Source organism: Rhizobium sp. TRM96647 (assembly GCF_025780115.1).
GTDB lineage: Bacteria > Pseudomonadota > Alphaproteobacteria > Rhizobiales > Rhizobiaceae > Mycoplana.
This window is the reverse complement of the sequence record NZ_JAOXHF010000004.1, coordinates 240,304-253,734: the sequence shown is the minus strand read 5'-3', so window position 1 is coordinate 253,734 and position 13,431 is coordinate 240,304. Positions and strand designations below refer to the sequence as shown.

General features: G+C 66.1%; 17 protein-coding genes. 10 read left to right on the top strand and 7 right to left on the bottom strand.

Translation table 11 applies throughout. The features are described 5' to 3' along the window. Window positions 1-160: 160 nt before the first annotated feature. The 5 genes from def (at window position 161) to truA (ending at window position 3,201) form a co-directional block, all read left to right on the top strand. Window positions 161-685 carry a peptide deformylase gene (gene def, locus OCK02_RS09760; RefSeq protein WP_263812882.1) on the top strand — a complete coding sequence of 175 codons (525 nt, stop codon included), beginning with the start codon at window positions 161-163 and terminating at the stop codon, window positions 683-685. A 68-nt stretch (window positions 686-753) separates the two neighbouring features. Continuing rightward, window positions 754-1,017 carry a FitA-like ribbon-helix-helix domain-containing protein gene (locus tag OCK02_RS09755; RefSeq protein ID WP_263812881.1) on the top strand — a complete coding sequence of 88 codons (264 nt, stop codon included), beginning with the start codon at window positions 754-756 and terminating at the stop codon, window positions 1,015-1,017. A 6-nt stretch (window positions 1,018-1,023) separates the two neighbouring features. Next, the gene (locus OCK02_RS09750; RefSeq protein ID WP_263812880.1) at window positions 1,024-1,446 is read left to right on the top strand and encodes a type II toxin-antitoxin system VapC family toxin; all 423 of its coding nucleotides are present in this window, start codon (window positions 1,024-1,026) and stop codon (window positions 1,444-1,446) included. Between the two features lie 73 nt (window positions 1,447-1,519). Then, window positions 1,520-2,458: a methionyl-tRNA formyltransferase gene (gene fmt, locus OCK02_RS09745; RefSeq protein WP_263812879.1), complete on the top strand. Its 939-nt coding sequence runs from the start codon at window positions 1,520-1,522 to the stop codon at window positions 2,456-2,458. Next, window positions 2,458-3,201 carry a tRNA pseudouridine(38-40) synthase TruA gene (truA, locus tag OCK02_RS09740; protein ID WP_263812878.1) on the top strand — a complete coding sequence of 248 codons (744 nt, stop codon included), beginning with the start codon at window positions 2,458-2,460 and terminating at the stop codon, window positions 3,199-3,201. Before fmt ends, truA begins: the two co-directional genes overlap by 1 nt. 19 nt (window positions 3,202-3,220) lie before the next feature. Here the strand turns inward: truA and OCK02_RS09735 are convergent, their stop codons facing one another. The 4 genes from OCK02_RS09735 to dapD form a co-directional block, all read right to left on the bottom strand. Further along, window positions 3,221-3,817 (bottom strand): hypothetical protein, encoded by a 597-nt coding sequence (locus tag OCK02_RS09735; protein ID WP_263812877.1) that lies wholly within the window; start codon window positions 3,815-3,817, stop codon window positions 3,221-3,223. Beyond that, window positions 3,804-4,997, bottom strand: coding sequence for a succinyl-diaminopimelate desuccinylase (gene dapE / locus OCK02_RS09730; RefSeq protein ID WP_263812876.1), 1,194 nt, complete (start codon window positions 4,995-4,997; stop codon window positions 3,804-3,806). The genes OCK02_RS09735 and dapE overlap by 14 nt, the downstream gene beginning before the upstream one ends. A gap of 105 nt (window positions 4,998-5,102) precedes the next feature. Then, a complete protein-coding gene (locus OCK02_RS09725) occupies window positions 5,103-5,486 on the bottom strand; it encodes a DUF805 domain-containing protein (protein ID WP_230808944.1) in 384 nt (127 codons plus the stop codon). 3 nt (window positions 5,487-5,489) lie between these two features. Next, on the bottom strand, window positions 5,490-6,347 hold the full coding sequence (dapD, locus tag OCK02_RS09720) for a 2,3,4,5-tetrahydropyridine-2,6-dicarboxylate N-succinyltransferase (RefSeq protein ID WP_230808943.1): 858 nt from the start codon (window positions 6,345-6,347) through the stop codon (window positions 5,490-5,492). Window positions 6,348-6,592: 245 nt separating this feature from the next. Between dapD and OCK02_RS09715 the strand changes: the two genes are divergently transcribed. Beyond that, complete coding sequence (locus OCK02_RS09715) at window positions 6,593-7,483, top strand: LOG family protein (RefSeq protein ID WP_263812875.1); 891 nt, start codon at window positions 6,593-6,595, stop codon at window positions 7,481-7,483. A gap of 66 nt (window positions 7,484-7,549) precedes the next feature. On the opposite strand, the gene OCK02_RS09710 is transcribed toward OCK02_RS09715, so the two are convergent. Beyond that, a complete protein-coding gene (locus OCK02_RS09710; protein WP_263812874.1) occupies window positions 7,550-8,269 on the bottom strand; it encodes a pyrimidine 5'-nucleotidase in 720 nt (239 codons plus the stop codon). Window positions 8,270-8,476: 207 nt separating this feature from the next. Between OCK02_RS09710 and OCK02_RS09705 the strand changes: the two genes are divergently transcribed. Beyond that, window positions 8,477-9,382 (top strand): DMT family transporter, encoded by a 906-nt coding sequence (locus OCK02_RS09705; protein ID WP_263812873.1) that lies wholly within the window; start codon window positions 8,477-8,479, stop codon window positions 9,380-9,382. An 88-nt stretch (window positions 9,383-9,470) separates the two neighbouring features. Then, window positions 9,471-10,241, top strand: coding sequence for an isocitrate lyase/PEP mutase family protein (locus tag OCK02_RS09700; protein WP_263812872.1), 771 nt, complete (start codon window positions 9,471-9,473; stop codon window positions 10,239-10,241). A gap of 50 nt (window positions 10,242-10,291) precedes the next feature. Here the strand turns inward: OCK02_RS09700 and argB are convergent, their stop codons facing one another. Then, window positions 10,292-11,209, bottom strand: coding sequence for an acetylglutamate kinase (argB, locus tag OCK02_RS09695; protein WP_263812871.1), 918 nt, complete (start codon window positions 11,207-11,209; stop codon window positions 10,292-10,294). Window positions 11,210-11,375: 166 nt separating this feature from the next. On the opposite strand from argB, the gene OCK02_RS09690 reads away from it, so the two are divergent. Continuing rightward, window positions 11,376-11,915, top strand: a complete 540-nt coding sequence (locus OCK02_RS09690) for a sigma-70 family RNA polymerase sigma factor (protein WP_230808937.1) — start codon at window positions 11,376-11,378, stop codon at window positions 11,913-11,915. Further along, complete coding sequence (locus tag OCK02_RS09685; protein ID WP_263812870.1) at window positions 11,912-12,634, top strand: anti-sigma factor domain-containing protein; 723 nt, start codon at window positions 11,912-11,914, stop codon at window positions 12,632-12,634. Before OCK02_RS09690 ends, OCK02_RS09685 begins: the two co-directional genes overlap by 4 nt. A gap of 78 nt (window positions 12,635-12,712) precedes the next feature. Here OCK02_RS09685 and OCK02_RS09680 read toward each other — a convergent pair whose 3' ends face one another. Continuing rightward, entirely contained in the window at window positions 12,713-13,252 is a 540-nt protein-coding gene (locus OCK02_RS09680) for a DUF1269 domain-containing protein (protein WP_230808935.1), read from the bottom strand. Between the last annotated feature and the right edge of the window lie 179 nt (window positions 13,253-13,431).

Here is a 13,431-nt window from a genome sequence, read left to right as displayed (position 1 = left end):
GGGTGTCTTGCAGCGACGGTTCCGCATTCATGCGGCAAACATAGCAGCAAATACCGGAGAAGCCAGATCATAACGTGAACAAACCGATTGTAGCGGGCGGACCGCCCCCTTGCCGAGCAAGACAATTGAAAGGAGCCCGACAAACGGCTAATTGAGGCGGATGACGATCAAACCGCTGATTATCCTCCCCGATCCCATCCTGCGAGAGGTCTCCTCGCCGCTGGAAGCCATCAACGACGAGACGCGCCGGCTGGCCGACGACATGCTGGAGACGATGTACGACGCACCCGGAATCGGGCTGGCGGCGATCCAGGTCGGCGTGCCGCGCCGGATGCTGGTGCTCGATGTCTCCAAGGACGGCGAGGAGAAGACCCCGCTGGTCTTCATCAATCCCGAGATCGTAGCCTCCTCCGACGCCCGCTCCGTCTACGAGGAGGGCTGCCTTTCGATCCCCGACTATTATGCCGAGGTGGAGCGTCCGGCCACGATCTCCGTGCGCTATCTCGACCGCGACGGCAAGGAGCAGACGATCGACGCCGACGGCTTGCTCGCCACCTGCCTGCAGCACGAGATCGACCACCTCGACGGCGTGCTCTTCATCGACCACATCTCCAAGCTGAAACGCGACATGGTGATCCGCAAGTTCACTAAGGCCGCCAAGACCCGCGGCGCCAAGGCGATCTGAACGGCGGATCATTGAAGGTTCGGCGCGGACGCACTATGATATCAGCGATATCATAGTGGAGGTTGGCCATGGGCGACCTGCTTTTGCGGAATATTGACGGCGCATTGAAGGACAAGTTGCAGGCCAGTGCGCGCAAGCATGGCCGCAGCCTCTCGCAGGAAGCCGTCGCTCAACTCAGGACTGCGCTGAACGCCAATGTCGACGGAGACGGCCGATCCGCCGGCGAACGCCTGCGTGCGGTCATCGGCGACACCTTTTTCTCGGAAGAGGAATTGCGCGAGATTGAGGCCTTCAGGAAGGCGCCGGATCGCGAACCTCCGTCGTTCGATTGACGCCGGATGATCATTCTCGACACGAACGTCCTGTCGGAATTCAGGGGCCGAAAACACAGCGAGATCGTGCTTGCCTGGCTCGCTCTGCAGCGGATGGACGATCTTTATCTGACCGTGATCACCGTCGCGGAAATCCACTTCGGCATCGCCGTCGTCGCCTCCGACGACCGTCGGTCGGCACTCCAGAGAGACTACGACGCCATCGAAGCCGAATTCGAGGGACGCATTCTCTCCCTCGATCGGGACGCTGCGGTGCTCTACGGAGAGATTTGCGCCCGGCGAAAGAAGGCGGGGCGACCAATCGAGACGAAAGACGCCATGATCGCCGCCATCTGCCTACATCACGGCGCGACGCTGGCGACGCGCAACGTAAAAGACTTCGAGGGGCTTGATCTGAAGCTCGTAAACCCGTTTGAAGGGGCAAGCTAACAGTTGATCCGCGCATGCCCGTCGGCGGGCCGGCCCGACATCGGGTTCACGTGCCGGACGGGAGTCTCAGCGCATGGCGCTTCGCATTGTCTTCATGGGTACACCGGAATTCTCCGTTCCGACGCTGAACGCGCTCTCGCAGGCCGGACACACCATTGTCGCCGCCTACTCGCAGCCGCCGCGGCCGGGCGGACGGCGCGGGCTGGAGCTGCAGAAATCGCCGGTGCACCAGGCGGCCGAGAGCCTAAGCGTCCCCGTCTTCACCCCGCTGAATTTCAAGGCCGAGGCGGATCGCGCGGCCTTCCGGGCGCATGAGGCCGACGTCGCGGTCGTGGTGGCCTACGGGCTGCTCCTGCCCGAGGCGATCCTGACCGGCACCCGGCTCGGCTGCTACAACGGCCACGCCTCGCTGCTGCCGCGCTGGCGGGGTGCGGCGCCGATCCAGCGCGCGATCATGGCGGGCGACCGCGAAACCGGCATTATGGTGATGAAGATGGACAAGGGGCTGGACACCGGCCCGGTGGCACTGACCCGGCGGGTGGCGATCGGACCGGACATGACCGGCGGCGAGCTGCACGACGCGCTGAAAGAGGCGGGCGGCCCGCTGATGGCAGAAGCCATGGCGCGCCTCGAGGCCGGCAATCTGCCGCTGACCCCGCAGGAAGAGGCCGGCGTCGTCTATGCGGCCAAGATCGACAAGGGCGAGACACGCATCGATTTCAGCCGGCCGGCGGCGGAGGTGCACAATCATATTCGCGCGCTCGCGCCCTTTCCCGGGGCGTGGTTTGAATTGCCCGTCGCAGGCAGGCCGGAACGCGTCAAAGTGCTCGGATCGAAGCTCGGCGATGCCGCCGGCGTCCCGGGAACGGTGCTCGGCGGCGAAGGGCTGGCCATTGCCTGCAAAGACGGATCGGTATCGCTGACGCGGCTGCAGAAGGCTGGCGGCAAGCCGATGGACGCCTCCGACTTCCTGCGCGGCACGCCCGTATCCGCCGGCACGGTGATTGCCTGATGCCGCGCTATCGCCTCGTCATCGAATATGACGGCACGCCCTATGTCGGCTGGCAGCGGCAGGAGAACGGGCCCTCCGTGCAGGGCGCGGTCGAAAAGGCGATCCTGTCGCTCACCAGGGAGACGGTGTCGATCCGTGGCGCCGGGCGGACCGATTCCGGCGTCCACGCCATGGGCCAGGTGGCCCATGCCGACCTGTCGCGGGACTGGCAGGAGCATACGCTTCGCAACGCGCTCAACGCCCACCTGGCGCAGGCCGGCGAGCGGGTGGCGATCCTGGATGCCGCACAGGTCGACGACGGCTTCGACGCCCGGTTCTCGGCGCTGCGCCGCCACTATCTCTACCGTATCATTTCGCGCCGGGCACCGCTGGCGCTGGAGGCAAGACGGGCCTGGTTCGTGGCCAAGCCTCTCGATCACGAGGCCATGCATGCGGCAGCCCAGGTGCTGGTCGGCAAGCACGACTTCACCACCTTCCGCTCCGTTCACTGCCAGGCCAACAGCCCGGTGCGCACGATCGACCGGCTGGACGTGACGCGGACGGGCGAACTGATCGAGATCCGCGCCACGGCGCAGAGCTTCCTGCACAACCAGATCCGCTCCTTCGCGGGAACGCTGAAGCTCGCGGGCGAGGGAAAATGGAGCGTCGACGACGTGCGGACGGCGCTGGAGGCCCGCGACCGCAAGGCCTGCGGTCCTGTGGCGCCGCCGGACGGGCTCTATTTCATGCAGGTCGACTACTGACGTCCGGCCATTGCCGGCTTCAGGACGGAAGGGTGCCGAACAGCACCTGCAGGCCCTGCCCGGCGAGCAGCGGCGGCAGCACGAACAGCGCCGTCAGCGTGGCCGCCAGCAGCGACTGCTTGCCGACGCACATCCACAGGAGCCTGTACTGCAAGGCGATGCTGGCGCCGAAGACGGCATAGAGCAGCAGCCCCGAGAAGGCGGAGAGGGACGGTATCACCAGCGAGACCGCAAAGGGGATCGCGGTCGCATAGGCGAAGGGCACGCCGATCCAGTTGCTGGCAATGATCATCGTCGCCACGTGCTGCGCGTAGCCGAGCGGACGGGCCAGAACGGCCACGAGCGCCAGCGGCAGCATCCAGCCGACGGCATCGATCACGAACATCTTGACGACGAAATCGATCCCCGCGCCGGTTCCCTCCGGCATGCGCGCCAGAAAATAGAGCCGCCACGACGCCCAGATCACCGCCAGTGCCGGCAGGCTCCAGACGAAGGCCCAGAAAGAGCGCACGAGGCCGCGCCAGCTGAGGTCGAGCCAGCCGAACCCCTCCTGCCGCTTCCGGACGAGATGCCAGATGCCGGTCAGGTAGTAGAGGACCTCGTCAAGTCCCGGCATTGGCAAACCAGCGCGCGAGGAAGGTCTCGTAGATGAGCGTGAGCGTTTCCAGGTCGGCGACGGCGACGCGCTCGTCGACCATGTGCATGGTCTGGCCGACGAGGCCGAACTCGACGACGGGGCAATAGTCCTTGATGAAGCGTGCATCCGACGTGCCGCCGGTGGTGGACAGCTTCGGCACCCGGCCGATCGCCGCCTCGATCGCCGAGGACAGCGAGGCGATCAGGCGGTCGTCACGGGTGAGGAAGACATGGCTCGGACGCTCGGCCCAGCGGAGCTCGTAGCGGATCGGCGGCCGGCCGGGCCGGAGGCGCTGGTCGGCGGCGGCGGCATCGAGGCGGCGGACGATCTCGGCCTTGACCGTATCCGCCGTCCAGCTGTCGTTGAAACGGATGTTGAAGCTCGCCTGCGCCCTGGAGGGAACCACGTTGACGGCCGGATTGCCGACGTCGATCGTGGTGACCTCCAGATTGGAGGGCTGGAAATCCTCGGTGCCGGCATCGAAGGGCGGATCCATAAGGGCATCGGCGAGCGCGATGACGGCGCGAACGGCATTGTCGGCGAGGTGCGGATAGGCGGCGTGCCCCTGGACGCCGAAGACGGTGAGGGCACCCGATACCGAGCCGCGCCGGCCGATCTTGATCATGTCGCCGAGCGTGTCGGGATTGGTCGGCTCTCCCACGAGGCAGGCATCCCAGCGCTCGCCGCGGGCGGCGGCCCATTCGAGCAGCTTGATCGTGCCGTTGACCGCAGGCCCCTCCTCGTCGCCGGTGATGAGGAAGGAGACGGACCCCTGCGGTGGGCCGTGTTTCTCGATGTGGCGCGCCACGGCGGCGACGAAGCAGGCGATGCCGCCCTTCATGTCGACGGCGCCGCGGCCGTACATCTGCCCGTCCGCGATCTCGGCTGCGAAGGGATCATGCGTCCAGGCCGCGGCATCGCCGACCGGGACGACGTCGGTATGGCCGGCGAACATCAGGTGCGGTCCCCCGGTGCCGATGCGGGCATAGAGGTTCTCGATGTCCGGCGTGCCCGGTGCCGACATCACCACCCGCTGCACGACAAAGCCGAGCGGGGAGAGCATGGCCTCGAGCGCCGCCAGCGCCCCGCCTTCGGCGGGCGTCACGGACGGGCAGCGAATGAGGGTGGCAAGATTTTCGACGGGATTTGACGTGGTCATGATCTGGACTGCCTGCCGGCGGGTTGGCCGCGCGAAATGCGCCGCCGGCCTCGCCTCCCGATCTAGCTTATCGGGCCCGCGCTGTCATCACCCATCGACCGCCCCCTACTCTCTCGGCCGGTTGGTGACCGCGCCATGGGCATTGGCGCCGGGCGTGCCGGGCCAGACGAGAAAGGCCACCAGCGCGAACAGCGAGACGGCCGGCACGAACAGGCACAGCACCAGCGGCGACGGCAGCCCCATGTCGTGCAGCCGCTTCACGCTGAGCATGACCGTGGAAATGGAGGAGACGATGCCGATGGTCAAAAACAACATGGTCCAGACGGCGAACATCGGCTCCTCGTGCGGCGTCATGACCAGCTGGGTCAGGAAGGCCGACACCAGCATGAACCAGAAGCCCCAGCCGAGCGCAAACGGCATGCGGGAGACGCGGCCGGACCAGCCGAAGAAGAACCAGCTGAGGCTTGGCGGCCGGTCCGCGTCATTCATGCGTCAGTCCCGGAGCAGTTCGTTGATGCCGGTCTTGGAGCGGGTCTGCTCGTCCACGCGCTTGACGATCACGGCGCAGTAGAGGTTCGGCGCCGGCTGGCCGTTCGCCATCGTCTTGTCGGACGGCAGGGAGCCTGCGACGACGACCGAATAGGGCGGCACTTCCCCATAGGTGATCTCGCCGGTGGCGCGGTCGACGATCTTCGTCGACTTGCCGATGAAGACGCCCATGCCGAGAACCGAACCCTCGCGAACGATGCAGCCTTCCACGACCTCCGAGCGGGCGCCGATGAAGCAGTTGTCCTCGATGATGGTCGGGCCGGCCTGCATCGGCTCCAGCACGCCGCCGATGCCGACGCCGCCGGAGAGGTGCACATGCTTGCCGATCTGCGCGCAGGAGCCGACCGTGGCCCAGGTATCGACCATGGTGCCTTCGCCGACATAGGCGCCGAGATTGACGAAGGAGGGCATCAGGATCGCGTTCGGGGCGATATAGGCGGAGCGGCGGACGACGCAGTTCGGCACGGCGCGGAAGCCGGCGCGCTCGAACTCGTTGACGCTCCAGCCGTCGAACTTGGAGGGAACCTTGTCCCACCAGACGGAGGCGCCCGGGCCGCCGGGGACGATCTCCATCGGGTTGAGGCGGAAGGACAGAAGCACCGCCTTCTTGAGCCACTGGTTGACCGTCCAGTTGCCGTCCGCGCCCTTCTCCGCCACCCGCGCCTTGCCGCTGTCCAGAAGGTTCAGCGAGGTTTCGACGGCATCGCGAACCTCGCCGCGTGTCGCGGTATTGACCTGCTCGCGCTCTTCGAAGGCGCGTTCGATCGTGGCTTCAAGGGCGGCGAGATTGGAGCTGTTCATCGGAATTCCTTAAACTTCGACCACTATTCTGGTCCATCGGGACGCCGGGGGGCACATCTATTGTCGGCAGCAGTCCTAGAGCATGATCCCGGAAAGTTGAAGCCCTTTTCCGGCGGATGATGTCGCGACGGCGCCGGCAAGATGCTACAGCCCTGCTTCGCCCGAACGAGAGTGACGAACAGGTCCGCGCCCAGGGGTCGAACAAGGGTCGAAACCGGGCGCCGACCGCATGATGGAAGAGCGAAATGGCACGACTGAAGAAGAAGAACCTCCGGCGCAAGGACGGCGTGTGGGATCCCCTGGCAGACAGCGAATTCGACAAGCACAGGGCTTCCGTCGTTCCCCAGACGCCGCAATCGATGTCGTCCGCCTATCGGCTCGCCTATATCGACGACGAGTTCCTCTGCCGCGAGGAACTGCGGCCGGTTCGCCTGCAGCTCGAGCTCCTGAAGGTCGAGATGATGCTGAGCGAGCGCGGCATCAACTCCACGGTCGTGATGTTCGGCGGCGCCCGCATCCCCGCGCCCGGCATGGAGGCATGGGCGGCCCGCAACGAAACCCAGCGCAAGAACCTGGAGGCGGCCTCGGTCTACTATGACGAGGCGCGCAAGTTCGCCAAGCTGTGCTCGGAACGTTCGGCGGAGACGGGCTTCAAGGAATTCGTGGTCGTCACGGGCGGCGGGCCAGGCGTCATGGAGGCGGGCAACCGCGGTGCCGCCGACGTCGGCGCACCGTCCATCGGGCTCAACATCGTGCTGCCGCACGAGCAGGCGCCGAATGCCTTCGTCACCCCCGAGCTCAGCTTCAACTTCCACTATTTCGCCGTGCGCAAGATGCATTTCCTGCTGCGGGCCAAGGCCGTGACCGTCTTTCCGGGCGGCTTCGGCACGCTGGACGAGCTGTTCGAGACGGTGACGCTGATGCAGACCGGGCGCATGGCGCTGGTGCCGCTCATCCTGTTCGGCAAGGAATTCTGGAATTCGATCATCAACCTGGAGGCGCTCGCCGAGTTCGGCACGATCTCGCCCGGCGACGTCGAGCTGATGAACTTCGTCGATACCGCCGAGGAAGCCTGGGCGATCATCGAGAATTTCTACGAGAAGCTGGACACGGAAGCGGTCGCGGTCGCGAAGTAAGGCAGCCCTGGCCTCGCCCGGGGCGCAGCCGCCCGGGGCCGAAAGGACTGCTCTACCGGCTCGGCCTCACCCCTTGACCAGGCGGGAGAGGAAGCCCGTGAGGTCGGAGGTGGTGTAGTCGATGTGCACGTCCTCGTCGGTGCGCTTTTCCCAGGCGTCGGTGAACTCGTGATGCTCGTCGCGCGGCATGAGGAGCACGGTCTTCATGCCGAGCGCCTTGGGGACAAGGAGATTGCGGGGCAGGTCCTCGAACATGACGGCATGGGTCGTATCGACCCGGTGCAGCGCCATGAACTTGTCATAGGTGCTGCCCGCGGGCTTCGGCACGTATTCTGCGGCGACGATGTCGAAGATGTCGTCGAAATGGTCGAGGATGCCGAGCGCGCGCGCGGTCATCTCGGCGTGCCTGACGCTGCCATTGGTGAAGATGAACTTGCGCCCCGGCAGCGCCCTGATCGCCTCGCCGAGCTCGAGGTCGGGCGCCAGCACGCCGTAGTCGATCGCGTGCGCCTTCTCCAGGAAGTCGGCCGGATCGATGCCGTGATGGATCATCAGCCCCTTCAGCGTCGTGCCGTGCTCCCGGTAATAGCGCTTCTGAATGGCGCGGGCCTCTTCGCGCGACAGGCCCAGGAGTGCTGAGACATAGCCCGTCATGTTGACGTCGATCTGGGCGAAGAGGTCGACGTGATGCGGATAGAGCGTGTTGTCGAGGTCGAACACCCAGTCGGTGACATGGGCGAAATCGGCTTTGCTCGGCAGCGGATGGGTCGATCGGACTTGGGTCATGGGCGCCCTTATGACACGGCTGCAACAGGAAGCAAAAAGGAATCGGCCTTGCGCCCGCAACAGGGGATTTTGCCGTGGCCGGTCGCCCGCCCAACTGATAGAGGCTGAGCTGCCGGGGCGTCCGCCTCGCGCATCACGTCCGTTCCTTTCACGCATGTCCCGTCCCGGGCCGAAGTCCCCTCGGGAACATGCCCTCAGCCGGCAGCCATGGAAGCCTGGGTCGTCATCACCATCTGCGCCGCGTTCCTGCAGAACCTGCGCTCGGCGCTGCAGAAACACCTGCGCTCGTCGCTCGGCACCACCGGGGCGAGCTTCGTGCGCTTCGGCTACGGCTTTCCCGTGGCGATCGCCTACCTGGCGGCCCTCCACCATTTCGCCGGCTACGCCCTGCCGGCGCTGAACGTTCCCTTCGCCTTCTGGTCGGTGGTCGGCGGTCTTGCACAGATCTTCGCCACCATCCTGCTCGTCTATCTGTTCTCGCTGCGCAATTTCGCCGTCGGCACCGCCTATTCGAAGACCGAGCCGGTACAGGCGGCGATCTTCGGGCTGATTCTCCTGGGCGAAAGGCTGACGCCCGGAGCCGTGGGCGCGATCGTCGTCGGCGTGATCGGGGTGATGATGATCTCGGTGGCGCGCATGCCGCTGTCGTGGCGCAACCTGCTTGCCGCCATGACCGGCCGGACGGCACTGATCGGCATCGCCTCCGGGGCGATCTTCGGCATATCGGCCGTCGCCTACCGCTCGGCGGCGCTCTCGCTCGACGGTCCCAACCCGGTCATGCAGGCTGCGGTGACACTGGCCTGCGTGACCACGTTCCAGACCGCCTTCATGCTCGTCTGGATGATGGCCAAGGATCCCACCGAGATCGGCCGCGTCGCGCGCTCCTGGCGATCCTCGTCCCTCGTGGGCCTTGCCGGCGTCACCGGTTCGGCCTGCTGGTTCACCGCGATGGCGCTGCAGCAGGTGGCCTATGTGCGCGCGCTCGGGCAGATCGAACTGCTCTTCACCTTCGCCGCCTCCGTCTTCGTCTTCCGCGAGAAGATCAACCGCATGGAGCTGTCCGGCTGCCTGCTGATCGTCGCCGGCATCCTGTTGCTGCTGATGTGGAAGTGAGCGGCGCGGCACGCCGCGCCCCGGATTGATCGCCCCTGCGATGGCGGCTATGAAACGGGACGACAATCGGGATCCAGGAGGACGACGGATGAGCCAGAAACAGAAGGCCGAGGCATTCTTCGCGCTGCATCGCAAGGGCGATCCGGTCATTCTCTACAACGTCTGGGATGCCGGCACGGCCAAGGTCGTCGCCGCCAGCGGCGCCCGCGCGATCGCCACCGGCAGCTGGTCGGTCGCCACTGCCGGCGGCTATTCCGACGGCGAGGGCGTCCCGCTGCCGGCGCTGACGGAGATTGCACGCTCGATCGTCGCCGCCACCGACCTGCCCGTGACCATCGACTTCGAGGGCGCCTATGCGGTCGATCCCGACGAGGCGGCGCTGAACGTGGCGCGGATCCTCGACACCGGCGCGATCGGCATCAATTTCGAGGACCAGGTCGTCGGCGGCACCGGCCTGCATCCGGTGGAGCTGCAGGCACGGCGCATCGGCGCCATCCGGCAGATGACGAAGAAGCGGGACATGCCGTTCTTCATCAACGCCCGCACCGATCTGTTCCTGAAAGAGCAGGATGCGGCAAAACACGGCGGGCTGGTGGAGGCTGCGATCGAGCGGGGCCTGGCCTTTGCGGGAGCCGGCGCCGACGGCTTCTTCGTGCCCTGGCTGGCGGATGCCGAGCTGATCGGGCGCATCTGCGAAGCCGTGCCGCTTCCCGTCAACGTGATGATGAAGCCGGGCGCCCCGGATGCGAAGACGCTCGCGGAAGCGGGTGTCGCGCGGATCAGCTATGGCCCCGGCCCCTATCGCGCCATGATCGACTGGCTGGGCAAGCAGGCCGCCGCCGTCTACGGCACGGCCTGAAGGCCAGCAGGCAACACGAGCGGCGGGCCTCTCCGGACCCGCCGGTCCCGTCAGGGGACGATCAGCGTGCCGGCGCCGCGCTCGGTGAAGATTTCGAGCAGCACCGAATGGGCCGTCTTGCCGTTGAGGATGACGACGCCCTGGACACCGGCCTTGATGGCGTCGATGCAGGTCTCGACCTTCGGGATCATGCCGCCGGAGATCGTGCCGTCCTTGATCAGCGCGCGGGCTTCCGCCACCGAAAGCTCCTTGATCAGTTCGCCCTGCTTGTTGAGGACGCCGGGGACGTCGGTGAGGAACAGGAGGCGGGTAGCGTTCAGCGCCCCCGCGATCGCTCCGGCAAACGTATCGGCGTTGATGTTGTAGGTGTGGCCGTCGCGGCCGGGCGCGACCGGCGCGATGACCGGGATCATCTCCGATTTCGCCAGCAGGTCGATCAGCGTGCGGTCGACCTCGACCACCTCGCCGACAAAGCCGAGATCGAGGATGCGCTCGATGTTGCTGTCCGGATCGACCACGGTCTTCTTCGCCTTTTCGGCGAAGACCATGTTGCCGTCCTTGCCGCACAGCCCGATCGCCCATTCGCCGGTCTGGTTGATGAGGGCGACGATCTCCTTGTTGATCGAGCCGGCCAGCACCATCTCGACAATCTCGACCGTCTTCTGGTCGGTGACGCGCAGGCCGCCCTCGAACTTCGATTCGATGCCCATCTTGGCGAGCATGGCCCCGATCTGCGGGCCGCCGCCATGGACGACGATCGGATTGACGCCGGACTGCTTCAGGAGCGCGATGTCGCTCGCGAACGCCCGGCCCAGTTCCGCATTGCCCATCGCATGGCCGCCGTATTTCACGACGATGGTCTTGTTCTCGTAGCGCTGCATGTAGGGCAGAGCCTGCGTCAGCAGCCGCGCCTGCATTTCGCTGTCGGTGAGGGAGTTGTCGGTCTGGGAGCCGTCGGACTGGGACATGGGAGGCCTCGCAAATTTGTCGGCGCCTGTTTAACGCATGTCGCGTGACGATGGAATGACGAATGATGCGGGCGGGGCACTCTCCCTCCCCAATTCCGCGATCGCCTGCTATCGTCCCGGCGAATCTGCCGGCATCCCTGCCTGCCCGCCCGAAAGGCCGCCGCCCGTGCGTGACGACGAGATTTCCTACCTGATCGGCCGCATCTGCCTGAAGGATCGCCCGGCCTTCAAACGTCTCTACGATGCCACCAGCGCAAGGCTGTTTCCGATCTGCCTGCGCATCCTCGGCAAGCGCGAGGACGCGGAGGACGCGCTGCAGGAGATCTACGTCAAGATCTGGCAGAAGGCGGACCGTTTCTCGCCGGATGCGACGAGCCCGTCGGCCTGGCTCGCCGCGATCGCGCGCAATCACGCGATCGACCTGGTCCGGGCGCGAAGACCAGTGGCAAGCGACATCGAGGAAGCATATGATATCGCCGACGCGGCACGCGACCCGGAGGAGGCGTCCATCCTGAAATCGGAAGGCCGACGCATCGATGGCTGCATGGGCCGGCTGGAGGCAGAGAAGGCCGCAGCGGTGCGGCTCGCCTATGTCGAGGGCCTGAGCTACGAGGAACTCGCCAGCCGCTACGGCGTGCCGCTCAACACGATGAAGACCTGGCTTCGCCGAAGCCTGCTGAAACTGAGAGAGTGCCTGGGACCATGACATCGCCCGACCAGAACAGCAGGGATCCACGCCGCGACGAGGTGATCGCAGGCGAATATGTTCTCGGCGTCCTGTCGGCCGAGGACCGCCGCAAGGTGGAGGCTCGCCTGCAGAGCGACCGGGCTTTTGCCGCCATGGTGAACCGGTGGGAAGAGAACCTTTCGGCGATCAACCATGAACTGGAGACAATGTCGCCGCCGCCGCGCGTGTTCACGGCGGTCGAGCAGCGCCTCTTCGATGCCCCGCTTTCTGACACCTCCGGCGCTCGGCGCAGCATCTGGGCGTCGGTGGCATTCTGGCGCTCGGCGGCGCTTGCCGGCTTCGCCTTCTCCATGGCGCTATTGGCACTGGGGCCGGAAATCTTCGCGCCGCCGGGGCGCCCGCAGGAGATGATCGCCGAGCTTTCCGGTTCCGACAATCCGATCAGCCTCATGGCGCACTACGACGCCGCAAGGGGCATGCTGACCATGACGCCGGCGGCGACGCGGCAGGACGGCGGGAAGTCTCTCGAACTGTGGCTGGTGGAGGACGGCAAGACGCCCGTTTCGCTCGGCGTCCTGTCGCAATCCGGAGACGGGACCCTGATGGTCCCCGAGGCCATGCGGCCGATGATGAACGCCGGCGCCGTCCTTGCCGTCAGCGTCGAACCGCTGGGCGGCTCGCCGACCGGTACGGCAACCGGCCCGATGGTCGCATCCGGCCGGGCGAGAAGCTTCTGAACGGCGCAGCATCGCGCAGACGGCCGGCCGGAAAGGCAAAGGCCGCCGACAGGGTGCGGCGGCCTCGGACCGGGCAAGTCAGGCGGCGGGTGTCGCCGGAGCCGCAGCGCCGACCCCCGAGAGAGCCTCCTGCAGCCTCTTTTCCTGTTCCGGCGACAGAGATGTCTTGAGGACACGGCCGCGCAGGCCCTGGAACTCGGCCATCACCTTTTCGGGTTGGACCTTGCGCACGAGCACGAACAGGGCGGAGGAATTGTTCGGAATCGTATCGCCCAGCGACTTGATGAAATTGTCGTCGATGCCGTAGTCGCTCAGCGATCCGGACAGCGCGCCGGCACCGGCGCCGACGGCGCCGCCGATGGCGAAGCCGGCCAGCGGGTTCAGGAACAGCAGCCCGACGAGGCCGCCCCACAGCGCGCCGGACAGCAGGCCCGTGGAGGCGCCGATGGCAGTCAGGTTGAGGCTCTGCTTCAGATGGACCTTTCCGGCCTCGTCGCGCACGACGACGACGGCGTCCTCGAGATCGATCAGGTACTCCTTCTTCAGGCCCGCCAGCTTGACGAGAACCTTGTCGGCCTCGTCCGGCGTATCAAATCCCACTACGATCAGATCGGACATCAGTATCTCCCTCTTGAAATCGCATCGGCGGGCGCCGATCGCGGTGAACGCGCAATGCCCCTTGGACCCGGTCGGTCGGCGACGAAGGCCGCTTGCGCATGTGACGTGCATCGTCCCTCACGCGCCGCGAAAGACGCGCGATGCAACAGGACATAGGGCACATTCGATGACGGGCCAGT